The organism is Parasphingorhabdus sp. (genome assembly GCF_036964565.1).
Lineage (GTDB): Bacteria > Pseudomonadota > Alphaproteobacteria > Sphingomonadales > Sphingomonadaceae > Parasphingorhabdus.
Map to the genome: position 1 here is coordinate 31,855 of NZ_JBALTN010000002.1, position 20,081 is coordinate 51,935.

17 protein-coding genes are annotated in these 20,081 nt (G+C 61.0%); 11 read left to right on the forward strand and 6 right to left on the reverse strand.

Features of this window, described 5'->3' with window-relative positions:
• Positions 1-41: 41 nt before the first annotated feature.
• Entirely contained in the window at positions 42-2,255 is a 2,214-nt protein-coding gene (locus tag V7650_RS02180) for an LPS-assembly protein LptD (RefSeq protein ID WP_335654601.1), read from the reverse strand.
• Between the two features lie 264 nt (positions 2,256-2,519).
• On the opposite strand from V7650_RS02180, the gene V7650_RS02185 reads away from it, so the two are divergent.
• The 5 genes from V7650_RS02185 (at position 2,520) to V7650_RS02205 (ending at position 7,557) form a co-directional block, all read left to right on the forward strand.
• Positions 2,520-3,977: a leucyl aminopeptidase gene (locus V7650_RS02185; protein ID WP_335654602.1), complete on the forward strand. Its 1,458-nt coding sequence runs from the start codon at positions 2,520-2,522 to the stop codon at positions 3,975-3,977.
• Positions 3,978-4,031: 54 nt separating this feature from the next.
• Positions 4,032-4,463, forward strand: a complete 432-nt coding sequence (locus tag V7650_RS02190; protein WP_335654603.1) for a DNA polymerase III subunit chi — start codon at positions 4,032-4,034, stop codon at positions 4,461-4,463.
• 65 nt (positions 4,464-4,528) lie between these two features.
• Positions 4,529-5,041 (forward strand): hypothetical protein, encoded by a 513-nt coding sequence (locus V7650_RS02195; RefSeq protein ID WP_335654604.1) that lies wholly within the window; start codon positions 4,529-4,531, stop codon positions 5,039-5,041.
• An 87-nt stretch (positions 5,042-5,128) separates the two neighbouring features.
• The gene (gene ndk, locus V7650_RS02200; RefSeq protein WP_335654605.1) at positions 5,129-5,551 is read left to right on the forward strand and encodes a nucleoside-diphosphate kinase; all 423 of its coding nucleotides are present in this window, start codon (positions 5,129-5,131) and stop codon (positions 5,549-5,551) included.
• A 167-nt stretch (positions 5,552-5,718) separates the two neighbouring features.
• Entirely contained in the window at positions 5,719-7,557 is a 1,839-nt protein-coding gene (locus V7650_RS02205; protein ID WP_335654606.1) for a CshA/CshB family fibrillar adhesin-related protein, read from the forward strand.
• Here V7650_RS02205 and V7650_RS02210 read toward each other — a convergent pair whose 3' ends face one another.
• Positions 7,558-8,055 carry a nuclear transport factor 2 family protein gene (locus V7650_RS02210; protein ID WP_335654607.1) on the reverse strand — a complete coding sequence of 166 codons (498 nt, stop codon included), beginning with the start codon at positions 8,053-8,055 and terminating at the stop codon, positions 7,558-7,560.
• Positions 8,056-8,139: 84 nt separating this feature from the next.
• Between V7650_RS02210 and V7650_RS02215 the strand changes: the two genes are divergently transcribed.
• Complete coding sequence (locus tag V7650_RS02215; RefSeq protein WP_335654608.1) at positions 8,140-8,913, forward strand: SDR family oxidoreductase; 774 nt, start codon at positions 8,140-8,142, stop codon at positions 8,911-8,913.
• Positions 8,914-8,944: 31 nt separating this feature from the next.
• Here the strand turns inward: V7650_RS02215 and V7650_RS02220 are convergent, their stop codons facing one another.
• Positions 8,945-10,135, reverse strand: coding sequence for a GGDEF domain-containing protein (locus tag V7650_RS02220; RefSeq protein ID WP_335654609.1), 1,191 nt, complete (start codon positions 10,133-10,135; stop codon positions 8,945-8,947).
• Positions 10,136-10,379: 244 nt separating this feature from the next.
• Here V7650_RS02220 and V7650_RS02225 point away from each other — a divergent pair, with 244 nt between their 5' ends.
• Positions 10,380-10,961, forward strand: a complete 582-nt coding sequence (locus tag V7650_RS02225) for a LuxR C-terminal-related transcriptional regulator (RefSeq protein WP_335654936.1) — start codon at positions 10,380-10,382, stop codon at positions 10,959-10,961.
• Between the two features lie 173 nt (positions 10,962-11,134).
• On the opposite strand, the gene purN is transcribed toward V7650_RS02225, so the two are convergent.
• Together purN and purM are read right to left on the reverse strand one after the other, a co-directional pair.
• A complete protein-coding gene (gene purN, locus V7650_RS02230; RefSeq protein ID WP_335654610.1) occupies positions 11,135-12,100 on the reverse strand; it encodes a phosphoribosylglycinamide formyltransferase in 966 nt (321 codons plus the stop codon).
• Positions 12,093-13,199: a phosphoribosylformylglycinamidine cyclo-ligase gene (purM, locus tag V7650_RS02235; protein ID WP_335654611.1), complete on the reverse strand. Its 1,107-nt coding sequence runs from the start codon at positions 13,197-13,199 to the stop codon at positions 12,093-12,095. Before purM ends, purN begins: the two co-directional genes overlap by 8 nt.
• Positions 13,200-13,261: 62 nt before the next feature.
• On the opposite strand from purM, the gene V7650_RS02240 reads away from it, so the two are divergent.
• Genes V7650_RS02240 through V7650_RS02255 form a run of 4 tightly spaced genes read left to right on the forward strand, consistent with a single transcriptional unit; the run spans position 13,262 to position 18,885 of the window.
• Positions 13,262-14,545, forward strand: a complete 1,284-nt coding sequence (locus tag V7650_RS02240) for a heavy-metal-associated domain-containing protein (RefSeq protein ID WP_335654612.1) — start codon at positions 13,262-13,264, stop codon at positions 14,543-14,545.
• 12 nt (positions 14,546-14,557) lie between these two features.
• Entirely contained in the window at positions 14,558-15,175 is a 618-nt protein-coding gene (locus V7650_RS02245; protein ID WP_335654613.1) for a chromosomal replication initiator DnaA, read from the forward strand.
• A 3-nt stretch (positions 15,176-15,178) separates the two neighbouring features.
• Complete coding sequence (locus V7650_RS02250) at positions 15,179-17,368, forward strand: RNA degradosome polyphosphate kinase (RefSeq protein ID WP_335654614.1); 2,190 nt, start codon at positions 15,179-15,181, stop codon at positions 17,366-17,368.
• 5 nt (positions 17,369-17,373) lie between these two features.
• Entirely contained in the window at positions 17,374-18,885 is a 1,512-nt protein-coding gene (locus V7650_RS02255) for a Ppx/GppA family phosphatase (protein WP_335654615.1), read from the forward strand.
• Here the strand turns inward: V7650_RS02255 and rnd are convergent, their stop codons facing one another.
• A complete protein-coding gene (rnd, locus tag V7650_RS02260; RefSeq protein ID WP_335654616.1) occupies positions 18,886-20,076 on the reverse strand; it encodes a ribonuclease D in 1,191 nt (396 codons plus the stop codon).
• Between the last annotated feature and the right edge of the window lie 5 nt (positions 20,077-20,081).

The window sequence follows — 20,081 nt, forward strand, 5'->3', positions numbered from 1 at the left end:
GCTGAACCCCATATGAGCGGACCAGCCCCTTTCAAGGTCCTTTACACGCCCAGATTGCGCAAGGCCAGCCGGAACAGGAAAGTACTGCCGCGCCGCGCGTCGCCTGTGTTTTCATAGTCGTAACGCCAGGTGACACCCATCGAAAGACAGCCGTCATCATAGGCGACACCGAGGCGGTGCCTGACCGGATCATATCCGTCGGCCACGGATATGGGATCTTCGCTCCGATCGGTCAGGTCGATGATGGCCGAACCAAAGACGGACCAGTAATTGTCGATTTGAAAGCGACCGCCAACCCGAACTTCTTCGCGATCCCTCAGGTCTTCCAGCCCCTGTCCGATGTTCCGGTTCAACCGCAGATAGCCAATCTGCGCATAAGTTCCGCTTGTCCCGACGGTAGCGTCAATTTCATTACGGCGGACGGCCAGATTGTCCTTGTCGAGCCGATAGCGATGCGTGAATTTCACGATATCCTTGAAACGGACATTGGTGCGTCCCACGATATCCGAGAACCGGTCCGAGAGACCCGTGCCTTCCGGGACGATATTATTGTTGTTCTCGAGCCGGTAGCTTTGGCCGACTATCACGTTGACCTGCAGGTTGGGCCGATTGATCTCCCATTCCAGTCCATAGGTCGCCCGGACATTGTCCTCGTAACGGTCATAGCCAGGGAAGCGGTTGAGGGCGAACAGGTTGCTGTCCTCGAGATCCACTGCGCGGGAATCTTCGTTCGGCACCGACAGATTGGCCAGGCCGGGAGTGGCAACGATCTGAAAGCGCGGAGTGATGGTCTGGGTGCCACCAAAAGCTTCGCCGATCAGCGGCCATTTCAGGTCAATCGCCGCCGTCGCGATGGCGCGAGTTTCCCAGCCGCTCTGACCCCGATAAATGGCGGTTTCGTTGAGGGCATTGTCATCGCTGTGATATACATCGCCGCGTACCAGACCGGTCAGGGTTATCTCCTGGCCCCATCGGGTGAGCTTTCTCATGTCCCAGCGCCCAGAGGCGAAGGCGCGCTGGGTATCCTGACCTTCGCTGCGTCCGATTGCCAGGCTGTTGGCCTGAACTTCCAGCCGTCCCCCGAGCACGGGTTCGTCGAACCGCTTGCGATAGTCCAGCACGGGCAAGGCCACCGGTACGCGGTTTTGCGGATCGTTCACTCGCAGGGTCTGAAACGCCCATCCGGCCAGCGAAAAATAGCTGCTGTTGCTGATGCGCTCGACATTGATGGTGGAGCGAAGGCTGTCATCATCGCTGATGTCATAGCGCCTCAGAAAGGTCCGATCCGACACGATACGGGCGGACTGGGAGACCGTCCACTTGTCGTTCAGCCGAAAACGGCCGCTGGTTTCGAAATAGCCCCGAAAGTCCTTTTCCGAATTTAGTGGAAGCTGCGATATACCGGTGGGAATTCGTGAACCATAGGTCGCATAGCCAGTAAGCTGAAACGCGCCTTTCTCGTCCAGATTGCGAAAGGCACCGCTAACCAGTGGCGCGACATCGGTGAACACTTGCGTGGTGATCGTGGCATCCTGATTGGGGGCGATGCTGATATAATAGGGTACCGTCACGCCAACGCCGTTGACCGTGTCGAACTTGACATCGGGAACGAGAATGCCGCTTCGGTTCTCGTCACTGATCGGATGGGAGAGGCCCGGCAGAGGAATGACAGGCAGGCCAAAAATCTCAATGCGGGCGCCCTGATATTTTACCCGTTTCTTGACGGGATCGTACATCACCTTGACGGCCTTTATCTGCCAGCTCGGATTTCTCGGGCATCCCTCTTCGGTGGTCACTGCACAGGCCGTGTAGGCCGCATTATAGAGCGCAAGAGAGCCGTCGGCAAATCGCTCGCTCCGACGTGCCGCCAACCGGCTGCCGTCTTCCAGCACCAACAACAGATTGTCGACTGCTCCGTCGCGCAAGCTATCCGTCAGGACAATACGGTCCCCATAGGCGACATCGCCATCGGGGCTCGTCGACCGGATATTTCCGTCTGCCACGACCGCCCCGGTCTTCCGGTTCCAGACGACCTGGTCGGCGCGCAGATTATAGCCATCGCGATTGAGAACCACATTGCCCTTGGCAGTGACCACATCATTTTCAAAGTCATAGTCGATAGTATCGGCTGCAAACTCGATTTCGTCGTCCTGCTGATCGGGGGCCACCGCAGCGCCTTCCTGTGTCTGGCCAATAGCATGCTCGGGCCCAAGGGCGACGAGCGACAGGGTCAATAGGGCGAGGGAAGATTTCATCGACTGGCTCAACCTGTATTAACCCCATACCTGGACAGCATCGAATGTTTCACTGCCCGTCTTTCGATCGCCTATTGCACCAGTTGGCGTGGTCTGCAAATTTTCTTTGACAGATTCTGATGAACAGACGCTTGACCAAAAAACCAAGACGGTGCAGCAACGCCGCACAATTTGAAAATGTCGGTCGCTTCAGGATGGAGTCGGATCGATGAGTGAAGCCACTGGCTTTCACTGCTCAGCACATAAAATAAGGACAGTTTTCCCATGAATTTCACTTTTGCCGACGAACGGCCTGCAGACGCTGATGCGATCATCTTCGCCGTCACCAAAAACGGACTGGACGGACTGGAGCTCAATCTGGAACAGGCAAAAACAGTGAAGGCAGGCGCACAAGCGGCCCGGTTCGAAGGGAAGCTCGGCGAAGTCTTTGAAATTTTCGTCAATCAGGGGGATGCTGTTCTCCGTATCGTCCTGACCGGATTGGGCGAGGGCAAGGCAAGCGATGCGGAATCTGCGGGCGGATCGGCCATCGCCAAGATTCTCGCATCGGGCTCCAAACATGCCGTGGTGGAAGCCTCTGGTCTTGATCACGAGCATCTGGCAAAATTCCTGTTCGGCGCAAAGCTGCGCAGCTGGCGGCACGACAAATATCGAACGACCATGCCCGACAAGCAAAAGGTCACGCTGGAACAAATCACGGTCCTCGATCAGCAGCTCGGAGACGCCAAGGTGTGGCAGGACCTGTCGGCGGTGGCCGACGGGGTTGCCCTGACACGCGAGCTTGTCGCCGAGCCGGCAAACGCAATCTACCCCGAAAGCTTTGTCGCCCGCTGCGAGGAACTGAAGGACCTTGGTGTGGAATTCACCGTGCTGGGCTGGGACGAAATGGAGGAACTCGGCATGGGTGCGCTGCTTGGTGTGTCGCAGGGGTCCGAGCGGCCGCCCCGTTTGCTGGCCATGCGCTGGGACGGTACCAATGGCGCACAGAAGACACCGCTGGCTCTGGTCGGCAAGGGCGTCACCTTTGACACGGGCGGAATTTCCCTGAAGCCCGGTGCCGGCATGGAAGAAATGAAATGGGATATGGGCGGTGCTGGCGCCGTCGCGGGAACCATGAAGGCGCTCGCCGGCCGCAAGGCCAAGGCCCATGTCGTCGGTGTCTGCGGGCTCGTCGAGAACATGCCGGATGGCAAGGCTCAGCGTCCGGGCGATGTCGTGACCAGCATGAACGGGCAGACGATCGAAGTGATCAACACCGACGCCGAGGGACGTCTGGTCTTGTGCGATGCGATGCACTGGACGCAGGAAACCTTCAAGCCGGACGTGCTGATTGATCTGGCGACACTGACGGGTGCGATGATCATCGCGCTGGGCAATGAACATGCCGGCTGTTTCAGCAATGATGATGAACTCGCCGAAGATCTGATCGATGCTGGCAAGGACGCTGGTGACCCGCTCTGGCGGCTTCCGGTCGGCCCCGCGTACGACAAGCTGATCAATTCGCCGATCGCCGACATGAAAAATGTGGGCCCACGCGGTGCCGGGTCGATCACGGCGGCGCAGTTTCTCAAGCGCTTCGTTCAGGATGGCGTGAAATGGGCGCATCTTGATATTGCCGGCATGGTCTGGGCGGACAAGCCCGGGCCGGTTTGGGACAAGGGGGCCACGGGATATGGCGTTCGCCTGCTCAACCAGTATGTTGCCGACCAACTCGAGGATTGATCGTGCGGGTGCCTCGGCCACAAGGCTGGAACGGGTTGGCCCGGAAGGGATCCGGTGCAGGTTGATTTCTACCACCTGACCCGCGATCCGGTGGAAAAACTGGTGCCGCTGCTGGCGAGCAAGTCTCTGGATGTCGGAAAGCGGGTTCTGCTGGTGGCCGAGGAGGGCCAGGCGCTCAGCGACGCACTTTGGTCGGCCGAACCGCCGACCAGCTTCCTGGCGCACGACCGGGCCGAATCGGCGGCCGCGACCGCCCAGCCGATCCTGATTTCCGACACGTGCGAAGCGGCGAACGGCGCGTCCTATATCATTCTCGCGGACGGCCGGTGGCGGGACGAAGCGATGGCCTTCGAGCGTGCCTTTCTGCTGTTTACGGCCGCGCAGATCGATCACGCGCGCAGCGTCTGGCGCCAGCTGACGGCCAGCGACGTCGCCACGCCCCGCTACTGGAAGCAGGATGGCGGCCGTTGGGTTGAAGGTCCATGATTGCCAAGGTTCCGGATTTTCGCTAGATACCGCTCCCGGTCGCGCGACTTATCCGGAGCTCCTGCATGTCCAAACATCTGATCCTGACCGCGACTTTTGCCATCACCCTGGCCGCCTGTGGCGGTAACGACAGCGAAACGGCCTCCGGCACATTCGACGACGGCGATGGCAACGCCGGCAGCTATTCGGTCCGCGGCAACGACGAGAACAGCGAGACCGTGATCCAGTCGGACAAGGGCGAAGTGAGGATCGCAACCGGCGACAGGGCGCTTGGCGACCTGCCGATGGGCATCACGCTGTACCCCGGGGCGGCGGTGCAGAGCAGCATGACGGGCACCGGCGACGGCCAGTCCGGCGCTATGCTTGTGTTCCAGACCGGGGACAGCGTCGAGGACGTGATCGCATTTTATCGCAAGCAGCTGAAATCAAAAGGCATAGATGTCACAAGCGAAGTCAGGTCGGGGGACATGCAGATGATCGGCGGCGAACGCGCGAATGGCGAGGGCGTCCATATTTCCGCCAATGCATCCCCCGATGGCGGGACGATCGCGACCGTGATGGCTGGCGGCAAGAACTAGCGCGAAAATCGAAAACTTGCCATGTTGCAGTGCAGCGGCTAAGGGCGGCGCAAAGTTTGACCATCCCGAAATTTATGGAGCAATATCATGGCCGTGACACGGACATTTTCGATCATTAAACCCGACGCCACTCGCCGCAACATCACCGGTGCCGTGACCAAGATGCTGGAAGAGGCCGGACTGCGCGTTGTCGCATCCAAGCGCATCCACATGACCCAGGCCCAGGCCGAAGGCTTTTACGCCGTGCACAAGGAACGGCCGTTTTTCGGCGAACTGGTCGATTTCATGATCAGTGGCCCCTGCGTCGTCCAGGTCCTGGAAGGCGAAGATGCCATGCAACGCAACCGCGATATCATGGGCGCGACCAATCCGGCGGACGCGGCTCCCGGCACGATCCGCAAGGAACTGGCCGAAAGCCTGGAAGCGAATACGGTGCACGGCAGCGACAGCGAAGAAAATGCGGCAATCGAAATCGCCTATTTCTTCAGCGGTGACGAAATCGTCGGATAGGCGAACAACCCGCTAACAAGCGGGTTTTTCACGGAAAATTAAGTATGGTGCGGCTAAGGCGGTTGATGACCGTGTTCCGCAACATGTTGTTGCGTCCGGTTTTTTTCTGATGTGGGAACAGACCAGTGCAGCGCATTACCAGATTCTTGCTTGCGGCTTTCGCAATCTTGGCAGCGTCGGTTGCGGCCGGCGGCAGCGCGGCCGAGGCTGCGACTTGTTCGCGGGCGGGTGCGCAGGGTGCCGCGCCCGCAGCCTGGCAAACCTACTGCTGGCTGGACCTGACCAGCTATAATGACGCAACCGCCCGGACGGCCGCCGGCCAGAATTTTTCCTTCACCCTCTCCGACGGTTCGACGCTGACCTTCAACCTGAAGGCGGCGAGCAGCACGGCAACAGCCGCCACCGCCACCACCGCGCCCAGCTGGACCGGCGCAGCGGTCGGCAATTCCTCGTTTCTCAATATTCCGGGCCGCCCGATCCTCTACATGAACACCAACGGCTCGCTTGTTACGTTTACCTTTTCCAATATTGCCATCATTCCTCCGCCGGGTGTGGCTTCGATCACGAATTTCGCCTTTGTCGCCGCCGATGCCGAATCGACCGACAACAGCGAATATCTGGAGTTCACGACCAATGGTTCGCCGTGGCAGATACTCGATGCGGTGCCGCCCACCAGCGGCAGCCAGTTCCCCGTCCTGACCGGAATCAACACCACCACCCTGCGCGAATCAGGGGGTGGCCAGACCGGTTCGATGGGCAGCTATATTGCGGCCAGCAACAAGCCGAGCACCGTTACCGCCCGGATGCAGGGCAGCGGCTTGCAGGGGGTCATGTTCGCCGTCCGCTTTGCGTCGATCACGCTGAACAAGACGATCACCGGCGCCCGTGTGAACGCGGCCGACCAGTTCCGCTTCGAGATCACCTCGACATCGTCGGGGACAGCGCTCGCCTCGGGTACGACCACGGGTACCGGCAACGGCCCGTTTACCGCGGCCGTGATCTCCACCGCCTCTGGTATCCCGCTCACGCTGAAGGAAAGCATGGCGACCGGCAGCGTGAGCGCTTTCAGCCGCTATCGTCCGTCCCTGACCTGTCTCAACAGCACGCCCGGTTCTGCGACGGTGCTCCCGAACAATCTCCAGACCAGCAGCTATGATTTCGGGTCGCTCGACTTTGGCGATGTCATCCGCTGCACGTTCAACAACGCGCCCTTTCCCCATGTTGCAGTCAACAAGCAGCTGGGAACAGGAGGCCGGATATTTGCCACCGACCAGTTCCAGGTGCGCATCCGTCAGGGCACCACGGTTGTGGCCAACGCGACAAGCTCGGGAACCGGGACCACGATCACCGGTGGCGCCGTGCCGCTGACCCAGCTGACCGCTGGCACCGCCTACCGGCTGGATGAAGCGGCTGCCGGAACGACCGATCTGGCGCGTTATGTGAAAAGCCTGAGCTGCAGCAATGCCTATACCGGTTCGCCGACGGTGCTGCCGGCGGCGATCGATGTCATTTTCACCCCGGCGATCGGCGATGTCATCAGCTGCACGATCCGCAACACCCGCGGACCGGTCACGGCGGTTCTGAAGGTCGACAAGGACTCTGTCGTGGTCTCGGATCCGGTCAACGGCACCACCCGGCCGAAGCGGGTGCCAGGTGCCGTGGTCCGCTACACGATCCGAGTGACCAACAGCGGCGATGCGCCGGTGGACGCCAGCACGATCATCATCACCGACGTTCTGCCGGCGGACCTGATCTATAATGCAGCGTCCCCGGTCCAATTTGCCAACGGCACTACGCCCAGCGGCCTCAACAGTTTCAATGCCAGCACCATGGTCCGGTTCTCCAGCCAGGCGTCGGGCGGGGCACCCTATAGCTATACGCCGAGTACGGGCGGTTATGACGCCAATGTCCGGGGTATCCGGATCAACCCCACCGGCACGATGGCCGCCGCAACCGGGACCACCCAGCCGAGTTTCTCGGTCAGCTTTCTGACCCGGATCGACTGACTAGGCGGCTGCCGCGTGATGGCCCTCCGTTACCGCCGAGCTTGATGCTTCTTCGCAGCGTTCCCAGTCATGAAAGGCTTCGCGGCGGACGATGATCCAGCGTCCATCCCGGCGTTCCAGTCGATCACAATAGCGCCCGGCGACGATCCAGTCAGTGGCCTTGCCGTGGGTCTGGCACGGAGAAAATTCCGGGTGGCCCGCCTCGATATAGTGATAGGCGACAAAATTGGCCTCGGTGGTGGCGCTGCTGCCGTCGTCCGAGAGCGCGATATGGACGTTGGAAATCGAATGGTGGGTCCCCGGGATGAATTCCAGGACCTGGCTGGCGAAACCGATGAACTCGTCGGGCGGGCCTTCATATTCGGCATGCTTGTGGACATGGTCGTCGGCGAAACAGGAGCGCACCAGCGACCAGTCCCGGCGGTCGATGCCCTTGCAATAGCGATGCAGGACGTCGCGGATTTCCTCGCGCGCGGACAATTGTTCCAACGTGTACATTTCTGCTCTCTCCTCTTTTTATCAGTCGTTATTGTCCCGCACCGGGCCTAGCTTCGGGCGCACGATTTCAGGAGGAGATAAAGCATGGGCAGACTGCAGGGCAAAGTGGCAATAATAACAGGCGCGGCGAAGGGTTTGGGGGAGGCTGACGCGCGCATGTTCGCGCGCGAGGGCGCAACGGTGATCCTGACGGACATGGACGCGGAAAACGGCGAGCGCGTAGCGGGAGAGATCGGCAGCGCGGCGGAATTCCACATTCAGGATGTCCGCGACGAGCAGGGCTGGGAAGACCTGATCGCCGATGTCGTGTCGCGCCATGGCAAGCTCGACATTCTGGTGAACAATGCCGGTGTGGTCGAACCGGGGACAATCGAGACGCAGACCGCCGAGGAATATCGCTTCGTCATGGCGGTCAGCGCTGACGGCGCCTTTTACGGCTGCAAATATGCCGTTCCCGCCATGAAAGAATCGGGCGGTGGCGCAATTGTCAACATGTGCTCGATCGCCTCGATCGTCGGCGAGCCGATTGTCGTCGCCTATGCGATGGCCAAGGGAGCGATCGAGAGCCTGACGCGCAGCGTCGCGGTTCACTGTGCCAACAACAAATACAACATCCGCTGCAACAGCGTCCATCCGGCGGGTATCCTGACGCCGATGGTAATTGACATCGGTCCCAAGGTCACCGGTCGGGACGACCTCCGCCCGGCGAGCGAGAGCCCAGGTCCCAGTGCGCTGGGCGAACCGGATGATATTGCCAATACCGTGCTGTTTCTTGCCTCGGATGAAAGCAAGTTCATCAACGGTGCGGCGATCCGGGTGGACAATGCAAAGTCGGTGATGGAGGGCGTGGTCGGCTGACAGGCGTGCGTGGCGAGAGGAGCAGTCGCGCTCAGGCGGCGAGATTGCCCTTTGCCAGGTCCTCGCGGTTGCAGAATTTTGCGCGCGCCTTGCCGCTTGTCTTGGCCCGGTAGAGCGCGGCATCCGCGCAGGCGAGCAACCGTTCGAGCTCGAAGCCTTGATCAGGGACCGTTGCGATGCCGACGCTTGCTGTGACCCCGGTTATGCTGTCATTGGCGCCGAACGGCTGGCTCAGATGGCGAATGACCCGGCGAGCGAACATCTTGGCTTCGTCTTCGTGGAACAGGCCGGTTTGCAGTATGACAAATTCGTCGCCGCCGAGTCGGGCAACTGTGTCTTCGGTGCGGACCATGGCATCAAGCCGGCGGGCGGCCTGTTGCAGCAGCTCGTCGCCGACCGGGTGCCCGTGGCGATCATTGACCGCCTTGAACCCGTCGAGGTCGAGTACGTGGAGAGCAAGCATCTGGCCGCTGCGGTTCGCCGCAGCCAGCGAGGTCTGAAAGCGTTCGCGCAACAGAAGGCGGTTGGCAAGACCGGTCAGCGCATCATACTTGGCGAGCTGCGCCATGTCATGCTTGGCCGTGTGGTGAGTGACCGCCGTACGATAGAGGTGAGCGACCGTCTGCAGGCTGAGCGCCGTTATCATGGTGACGAGCATCGCCTCGACGAGAAACATTTCCATGTGCAGCGGGTCGGCATGCGGATCGAAGGCATGAACGGCGAGGGCAATGATGGTGGGGACGGCGGCCAGCAGCAGACTTATGACGCAGACCTGAGGTCGGACAGAGGTGCGGGCAACGACGCCTGCGCCAAAGCTGAAGACAAGGCTGACGGTAATCAGCTGCAACAGCGGATCGTGGACAGCGAGAACCATCACGTTCAGCACGGCGAGCAGCCCGGCCGAGGCATAATTGCCGAGCGCATAGAGCCGCTCCCATCGCCGCAGTCCGTCCATGTCGTCGAGCGGTGCAGCCTGGCCGTAAGCCCGAACCGCCGACAGACGTAGGCTTATCGCAACTGCACCAAGGAAGGCGACAACATAAAAGCCGGGTTGGCCAAGCTGGATCGCAGACAGAATGCACACGCCCACAAAAACCGCTCCAAGTCCGAAGATCGGCAGCCACATGCTGTACAGCATGTCGATAAACTCACGGTAGACCGGCAGGGGGATGGCGAACGATTCTTGGAAATTCCTGGAATGGGAACGCCGTACTTCTGACATTTTCAAATCGATTTGTCTCACTATCCAACAGTAAGGGGGAAGTGTTAATATAATCTTTTTGCCGCAATTGCGCCGCGTTTGGCCCCTGCGAAGCGCACGGCCATGCGGAAATGGCAGCTGCGCGCGCTACCGCTTGCCTTGCGCGGCAAAAATCGGCTAGCTTGCCGACATGGATCGCGAACAGACCCCGCCAGACGCGGAACAGGCGGAAATCTCAGGATCGGACTTGCCGAAGGCGTCGGTCATGGCGCTGATCGAGAAAAGCCCGATTGCCTCTGTTGTGAGCAATCCGCGATTGCCCGACAATCCCATCGTCGCGGTCAATGATGCGTTCGAGGACCTGACTGGCTATGATCGCGATTTCATCATCGGACGAAATTGCCGATTTTTGGCCGGTGCGGCGACCGAGCCATGGCTCACCGAAGAAATCCGGCGCGGCGTCCGGCAGCGCACTTCGGTGCTGGTCGAGATATTGAACTACAAGAAGGACGGAACCCCTTTCCAGAATGCCGTGCTGGTCGCGCCGCTGTTCGACGCGGAAGGCGAGCTGGAATATTTTCTGGGCTCGCAGGTGGAACTGGGCGGTGATGCGCCAAGCCTTGCAAAGCCGCGCCGGATGCGGGCTGTGGCAATCGTCAAGGAATTGTCGAAACGCCAGCGCGAGGTGTTGCAGTTCATTGCCCGGGGGCTGCTCAACAAGCAGATCGCCCATGAGCTGGGACTCAGCGAGCGAACCGTGAAGATGCACCGGTCGATCCTGATGAAGCGGCTAAATGTCCCAAGCGCCGCAGACATGGTCAGGCTGGCGGTGGAAGCGGGAATGTAGCAGCGGCGCGGATACGGTCCAAGGACCGTATCGATTCGGCGGACGGTCCGGGCTATCTGTTCAGGAGCATCGCGGGTTGGACGTTCAAATCCCGATCAGGGCAACAGATTTTTTGGACAGCATTTCTCCCTCCTCCGTGCTGGCCAAGGACCTTCGGCCCGCGGTGTTTTTTTCTAAAACTGATCCGCAATCTCGATCATCCGGGTTAGGCGCCGGGGCGCCACCATCCGCCAGCTTTTGCCCAGCCAATCCGCGACATGGTCCCAGTCCGTACGTCCGGTATCAAGGCGTATGGCGATCCAGCCCGACTTGCCGTAGAATTTCGGCGCATAATATAAGTCTGGGTCGGCATCGATCAGGGCCGTCTGTTCATCGAGCCCGGTGGTCTTGACGAGCAGCGCCATGCTCGCCTCGCCATGATGGCTCTGGGCGAAATAGGCGAAATATTTGCCGGTCGTCTCGCTGCCCACACGCCAGCCCGGGGCTCCGAAGCTGGCTCGCTCGTGCGTTTCATCCAGCGCCAGGGCCCGCTGGCGGACTTGCGCCAATATCCAGTCCGGATCGGCTTCGCGCGTGACATATTGCGCCAGAGCGCGGGGATAAAGCTGATGTTCGGCAATCAGGATCCGTCCGGCGAGGCTGTCGGCATCGTCATCAGGCAGAATCGCCACTTCCGTCTGGGCCAGAACCGGTCCGTCATCGAGTTCCGGCGTGACCAGATGGACGCTGCATCCCGCCATCTTGTCTCCGGCATCGATCGCGCGCTGGTAGGTATCCACACCCTTGTACAGGGGCAGCAAACTGGGGTGAATGTTGAGCATGCAATCGGTCCAGTGGTCCACGAAGCTGTCGCTTAAGATCCGCATATAGCCGGCCAGGACGACATATTCGGCGCCCGCGCCGACCAGGGCATCGTGCATGATCGCGTCGTGCGCCTCCCGCGTCAGGCCCTTGTGCGGGTGGGCGAAGGTGGCGATGCCTTCGGCCTCGGCCAGGCTAAGGCCGGCAGCTTGCGGATCATTGGAGGCGACCAGCACGATTTCGAACGGACAGTCTCGTGCCTTGGCAGCGTAGACCAGCGCGGCCATGTTGGAGCCGCGACCGGAAATCATGATCCCAATCTTGGCCTTCTCAGCCATTGTGCGTGGCGGACCAGTCGGCGGTGGCAGACCATGTGCCGCGATCGCCTGATACGGTGCAGCCCTTGCCGCCGGCCTGAACCGAACCGATCCGGTGGACCGATTCCCCGGCGGCTTGCAGGTCGGCCGTAATCGTCTCGACCTCGTCAGGCGATACCGCGAGCACCATGCCGATCCCGCAATTGAAGGTGCGCGCCATTTCTTCGGGTTCGATATTGCCCTGCGCCTGCAGGAAGGCCATCAGCCGCGGCTGGTCCCAGCTGCCTGCATCGACATGCGCGTGCAGGCCGTCGGGCAGAACGCGTGGGATATTCTCGAGCAACCCGCCACCCGTGATGTGGGCGAGCGCCTTGATTCTGCCGGTCTGCATCAGCGGCAGCAGCGACTTCACATAAATGCGTGTCGGCGCGATCAGCGCCTCGATCAGCAGCACATCGGGGTCGAACAGGGCAGGGCGGTTCATCTTCCAGCCCTTGTCCTCCGCCAGGCGGCGGACCAGTGAGAAGCCGTTGGAATGGACACCGGAGGATTCGAGGCCTAGCAATACATCGCCGGCTTCGATCGTCGCCCCGGTCACTACCTTGTCGCGCTCGACGGCGCCGACGCAGAAACCCGCTAGATCATAGTCGCCTTCGGCATACATGCCCGGCATTTCTGCGGTTTCGCCGCCGATCAGGGCGCATCCGGACATCTTGCAGCCTTCGGCGATGCCCGCCACCACCCGCTCGGCGACGCCGTTTTCCAGCTTGCCGGTCGCAAAATAATCGAGGAAGAAAAGCGGCTCGGCTCCCTGTACGATCAGATCGTTGACGCACATCGCGACCAGATCGATGCCGACGCTGTCATGCCGGTCAAAATCGATCGCCAGCTTCAGTTTCGTGCCGACGCCGTCGTTGGCAGCAACCAGCAGGGGATCCGTGTAGCCAGCTGCCTTCAGGTCAAAAAATCCTCCGAAACCGCCCAGTTCGGCGTTGGCACCGGCGCGGGCGGTGGCCTTGGCCAGTGGCGCGATCGCCTTGATCAGGGCATTGCCCGCAGCAATGGAAACACCGGCTTTCGCATAGGTGTAGTTATCCGGCTCATTTTGCTTTTCACTCATAACTTGTGCGATTAGACAAGTCGCGGCTGGATTTCCACGCCATAATCGTCAAAAGGGCGCAAATGAGTTTTTTGACTGACTTCAGGATCAGAATCGCTGCCATCATTACCCTCGTGACCATGCTCGCGGGATCGGTCGTCTATGCGCAGCTGGAAGGCACCGAACGCGGCGTCGCGCCGCTTGCCAGCACCGGCGATTTCGAGGTGATGGGCGTCAAGGTCGACATTCACGGCGATAATGCCTTTGATGCCCGAAAAAAGGGCTGGGAAGAAGCACAGCGCCTCGCATGGAAGATGCTCTACAAGCGTACACACGGGGGGGAAAGTTCAAGTCTGCCGGATGGGACGCTGAATACCATCGTCTCGGCGATCATCGTCGAGCAGGAGCAGATCGGGCCGAAACGCTATATCGCCACCCTCGGCGTGATGTTTGACCGGGCCCGGGCGGGATCGATTCTGGGCGTAGGCGGTCAGCGGCTCCGGTCACCGCCATTGCTGGTGCTGCCGGTCATGTGGAGCGCTGGTTCTCCACAGGTTTTCGAGAACCGCACCGAGTGGCAAAAGGCATGGGCGCGCTTCAGTTCCGGCGATAGTGCGATCGATTATGTCCGTCCCTACGGATCCGACAGCGAGTCCCTGGTGCTGACTGCAGGGCAGGCAAACCGTCCCAGCCGACGCTGGTGGCGCAATATCCTCGATCAGTTCGGCGCAGCGGATGTGATCATTCCGATCGTGCGTCTGACCTATGCCTATCCCGGCGGTCCGGTCACGGCGCGGTTCACTGCGCGATACGGCCCCGACAACCGCTATATCGACAGCTTCGCGTTGAAAGTGGGGCGCAGCGAGGATATTCCCAAGATGCTGGACCAGGGCATCGCCCGGCTCGACAACATCTATGCCGGGGCGCTGTCGCGCGGGGTTCTCACCACGGACAAGTCGCTGATCATCGACGATCCATTCAATATCGACGAGCTGAATCTGGAGGATTTCGATCTCGGCGGTGACGCGGCGGAAGAGATGCCAGCCGGAGAGGGTGCGCTGCCCGCCGGAGCGAATGGCGGATCCGAATCGTCTGGCGAGGCACCGGCACCGACAACGGCTGCAACGACCATTTCGCTGCAATTTGATACGCCCGATGTCGGTGCCGTCGGTCGCGGCGAATCGGCTGTCCGGGGCATCCCGGGAGTCAGCGCCGCGTCGACATCCAGTCTGGCACTGGGTGGCGTGTCTGTCATGAGCGTGACCTACAGGGGTGATATCGCTTCCCTGGCCCAGGCTCTGCGGGCCCAGGGCTGGCAGGTCCAGCAGGGAGCGGGCGCGCTGCGCATCAGTCGGCCGGGACAGTGAAGAAACAAGGCCGTGAGTCAGATAGCCCTTCCTCTGGAACAGAAAATACCCCCGGGACAGGGCGGCTATCTGGTGACGCCTGCCAATGAGGATATCCACTGCCAACTGCAAAACTGGCGCGACTGGGCGCACCATACGCTGATCCTCACCGGCCCGGCCGCATCGGGCAAGAGCACGATGGCAGCGAGTTTTGCCGCCGAAAGCGGCGGGCTGGTCGTAGATGACGCGCGCGCACACGAAGATGCGGAGATTTTCCATCTCTGGAACCGGGCGAACATGGAAGAGCGGCCGCTGCTGCTGGTCTCGGAACAGCCGGTGCCAGAATGGGGCGTGACACTGCCGGACCTGAAATCGCGCCTCGCCGCATCGCTGCATCTTGATATCGGCGCCCCTGATCAGGCAATGATCGAAGGTCTCTTGCAGAAATATTTTGCGCTACGAGGGCTGACAATCTCGGATGATGCGCTGCGTTATCTGGAAAAGCGCATGGTCCGGTCCTATGACATGGTCCGGCAGCTGGCGCAGAAAATGGATTCGCTGGCGATCGCGTCGCGAAAGCCGATCAATCTCGGGATTGCGAAGGCAGCGCTCGATCATTTTGACGATGGTGATGAAAAGGTGGAAATATAAGCGATGGAAAATCCTGCTCCCCCGTCACCGGATGCGGACAATTTGACCGAAGATGGTTTGGCTGGCCCGTTCCCGGAAGATGGCAGCAAGCGCTATTTCAATCGGGAGATCAGCTGGCTGGGTTTCAACGAGCGGGTGATCGAGGAGGCGGAAAACAGCGCCCATCCGCTGCTCGAGCGGCTGCGGTTCCTGTCCATTTCCGGTAGCAATCTGGATGAATTCTTCATGGTCCGTTTTGCCGGCCTGGTCGGCCAGTACCGGCAGAAGATCGAGGAGCGATCGGCCGATGGCCTGACCGCCACGCAGCAACTCGAAGCGATCGCCTGCCGAACCGATTCCCTGCTGGAGCATCAGCAGCGGGTCTGGTCAAAGCTGGCGGCACAGCTGGCCGGAGAGGATATTTCCGTTTCCGCCGCCAGTGCCCTCTCCAAGGATTCGAAGGTCTGGCTTCGGCAGCATTTCATTGACCAGATATTTCCGGTGCTCACGCCGCAGGCGCTGGATCCGGCCCATCCGTTTCCGTTTATCCCCAACAAAGGGCTGAGCCTGGTTTTTGACCTGATCCGCGAGTCGGACCATCAGGGCATCCGGGAACTGGTGATGATCCCCTCGGGGCTTCCGCGTTTCATCCGCCTGCCGGGCGAATCGGCGATCTATGTCGCGGTCGAGACGGTGATCCAGCAATTTTCCGATATTCTTTTCCCCGGCTATGTAGTCAAGAGCAGCGGCCTTTTCCGGATCATCCGTGACAGCGATATCGAGGTGGAGGAAGAGGCCGAGGACCTTGTCCGCTATTTCCGAAGCGCCATCAAGCGCCGGCGCCGGGGCGACGTGATCCGGCTGGAAATGGGGCCTGACCTGGCGGAGCCGGTGGTCGCCATGCTGCGCGAAAATCTGCTTGATGACGGCGCGACCGAAAGCCGGATCGACGGGCTGGTCGGCGTCAGCGACCTCGACATCCTTGTTGACGAGGATCGCCCGGACCTGAAGTTCACTCCGTACAGCCCCCGTTTCCCCGAGCGCATCCGCGACCATGGCGGGGACTGTTTCGCCGCGATCCGCGACAAGGACATACTTGTCCACCATCCGTACGAATCGTTCGAGGTCGTCATCGAATTCCTGCGTCAGGCAGCCGCCGACCCCGAGGTCGTGGCGATCAAGCAGACGCTCTACCGCGCGGGCAAGCAATCCGCCGTGATCCGGGCGCTGATCGACGCGGCCGAAGCGGGCAAGTCGGTCACCGCCATTGTCGAACTCAAGGCGCGGTTCGACGAGGAACAGAATCTCTACTGGGCGAGTGCGCTCGAGCGCGCCGGGGTCCAGGTGGTCTACGGCTTCATCGAATGGAAGACGCACGCCAAGATATCGATGGTCGTGCGCAAGGAGCAGGAAGGCTATCGCACCTACTGCCATTTTGGCACCGGCAACTATCATCCGATCACCGCCAAGATATACACCGATCTCAGCTTCTTCACGGCCGATCCGCGAGCGGCGCGGGATGCGGCGCAGCTGTTCAACTATATCACCGGCTATGTCGAGCCGAAGGCGCTGGAACTGATCTCGATGTCCCCGCGCGACATGCGCAGCGACCTGATGGGGCTGATCGACCAGGAAATTGCCAGTGTCCGCGACGGCCGGCCGGGGATGATCTGGGCCAAGATGAACTCTCTGGTCGATCCGGCGCTGATCGAGAAGCTCTACCAGGCAAGCAACGCGGGAGTGGAGATCGATCTGGTCGTCAGGGGAATCTGCTGCCTGCGACCCGACGTACCGGGCATGTCGGATCATATCCGGGTAAAGTCGGTGGTCGGCCGCTTTCTCGAACACAGCCGGATCTGGGCCTTCGGTAATGGCCGGGAGCTGCCCAACGACGGTGCGAAAGTCTATATCTCGTCGGCCGACTGGATGCCGCGCAACCTCGACCGTCGGGTCGAGTATATGATGCCGATAACCAATGCCACGGTCCATGACCAGATTCTGGACCAGGTTATGGTCGCCAACTTGATCGACGACGAGCAGAGCTGGGAACTCAACGCCGACGGCAGCTACACCCGCGTGGTTCCTTCCGACAAGCCGTTCAACCTGCACCGCTATTTCATGACCAACCCGTCGCTGTCCGGACGCGGCAAGGCGCTCAAGAAGAGCAACGCCGTGCCCCGGCTCAGCCTGCGCCGCCGCAAGAAAAAGGCGTGAGGCGGGTGCTGGCACAAAAAGAGTCGCGGACCCCTTTCGTTCAGGCCCGCAACAAGCACGGCAGCCAGCGGACGGCGATCGTCGATATTGGTTCCAACTCGATCCGTCTGGTTGTCTATCAGGGGCCGGTCAGGGTGCCGGCGATCCTGTTCAATGAAAAAGTGATGGCGGGTCTCGGCAGGGAATTGTCGAGCACCGGCGCGATCGGCAAGGAATCGATGGATCTGGCGATCCGCGGCCTGCAGCGTTTCCACCGGCTGTGCCAGGAAATGGAGGTCGACAACATAAAGAGCTTCGCTACGGCGGCGGTGCGCGATGCCAGCAACGGCAAGGATTTGCTGAAAGCGGCGAACGCGATCGGCTATGACGTGCAGGTGTTGCAGGGAGAGGAAGAGGCGCAACTGGCGGCACTGGGTGTCATTTCGGGGATCCCGGAAGCCCGCGGCATCGTTGGCGATCTCGGCGGTGGCAGTCTCGAGCTGGCGCTGGTCGAGGCTGGGGCAGTGCTGGAACGCTACTCCTTTCCGCTCGGGGTGCTGCGCGTTGCCGATCTGCGAAGCAAGGGACAGGACAAGCTGAAACGCCAGGTCCGCAAGATGCTGAAGAAAACCGGGTGGGAGAAGCAGGCGCAGGGATTGCCCTTCTATCTGGTCGGAGGATCCTGGCGGTCGCTGGCCCGGCTCGACATGTTCGACAGCAATTACCCGCTGCCGGTGATCCACAATTATGAAATGGAACCCCGGCGCGCGCAGCGGCTGGTCAGCCGCCTGGCGCAGCTGAACCGCGACAAGCTGAAAAACGTGCCCGGCCTGTCCGCGTCGCGCATTCCGACACTGAAGGATGCCGCGTGGTTGCTGTCGATGCTGGTCCGCTATCTGAACAGCAGCAAGATGGTGGTGTCGGCCTACGGCGTGCGCGAAGGGCTGCTGTTCCAGAATATCAGCAAGCAGGAAGCGGCGAGAGATCCGCTGCTCCTGGGTACCGAGGACGCGGGGACGGCGCAGTCGCGCTTCCCGGCAAACAGCAAGCTGCTTGGCAAATGGATCGCGGAGATTTTTTCCGACGATCCTGTAGATTGGCACCGCATCCGCCAGGCGGCCTGCAACCTGGGCGACGTCGCCTGGCGGGCCAACCCCAATTTCCGCGCCGAGCGGGGACTGGAAATCGGACTGCACGGCAATTGGGTCGGCATCAGCGGGCCGGAACGGGAGATGCTGGGGCAGGCGCTCTACACGAGTTTCGGCGGCGGTACCCGGGTCTTTCCCGGCGGCGGCAGGCTGGCCGACGAGGCAGCGACCGAGCGCGCGATTAGCTGGGGGCTGGCGATGCGACTGGCGCAGCGGCTCAGTGGCGGCACCCGCAATCCGCTGGAGCAGACCCATATCCGCAAGTCTGGCAAAAAGCTTGAGCTGACGATCAGCAAGGACCTCGTCCATCTCTATGGCGATGCCGTTGCCAAGCGGCACGGGCATCTGGCAAGCATGCTCGGGCTGGAGCCGGTGATGACGGCGGAATAGCTATTCCGGCTCGCTGATCTCGCCCTGTTGCTGATGGGTCATTTCGAGCTTGCCGTCCTTGACCGTGAAGCTGACCCGGCCTTCGACCAGATCGAGGGCATCCCGGCCGAATTCCTCGTAGCGCCAGCCCTCGAGTAGTGGCACGCCGTCGCGGTCGCCGGCGACGATACGGTCGAGGTCATCCGCCCGGGCGAGCAGCCGCGACGCGACATTCATCTCCGCCGAACGGATCTTGAGCAGGAGTTTGAGCAAATCGGTGACCAGCGCATTGGACTTGCCGTTTTTCGGACGTCGCCCTGACTTGTCCGGCAGCTCATTGCGGGACAGCGGCTCGGCCTGTTCGATGATGTCCATCAGTCGCGCGCCAATATCGTTGTTTTTCCATCCCGCCGACAGTCCGCGAACCTGGCCGAGCTTGGACTGATCCTTGGGCGGGTGGCCGGCTATGTCTGCCAGTGTCTCGTCGCGCATGATCCGTCCGCGCGGCAGGTCCTTCGACTGCGCCTCGCGCTCGCGCCAGGCCGCCAGCGCCTTCAGCCTGCCCAGCATCTCCAGATTGCGGCCCTGAGCCTTGACGCGCAGCCACGCCTTTTCCGGGTCGTTGACGTAATTTTCCGGGTCGGCAAGCTTTTCCATCTCCGCATTGATCCACACGCCGCGACCGGTCTCGCGCAGCTTGTCCAGCATCATCGGGAAAATCTTGGCAAGATGGGTGACGTCGGCGATCGCATATTCCAGCTGCCGCGCGTTCAGCGGGCGGCGTGACCAGTCGGTAAAGCGGGCGCCCTTGTCCAGCGTGATCCCGAGCCAGCTGTCGACCAGATTGGCATAGCCGATCTGTTCGCTCTGGCCGATTGCCATGGCGGCGATCTGGGTGTCGAAGATCGGATGCGGCGTCTTGCCGGTCAGATTGTGGATGATTTCCACGTCTTGGCCACCGGCGTGGAATATCTTGAGCACATTCTCGTTGTCGACCAGCAGGTCGAGAAGCGGGCCAAGATCGACACCCTTGGCCAGCGGATCGATCGCCGCCGCTTCCTTGCCGTCGGAAATCTGGATCAGGCAGAGAATCGGCCAGTAGGTATTCTCGCGCATGAACTCGGTATCGACGGTAATGAAATCCGCTGTCGCAAAGCGATCGCAAATATCGGCGATGTCCTGATTGTCCGTCAGCAAATTATGGATGTGCATTTTTG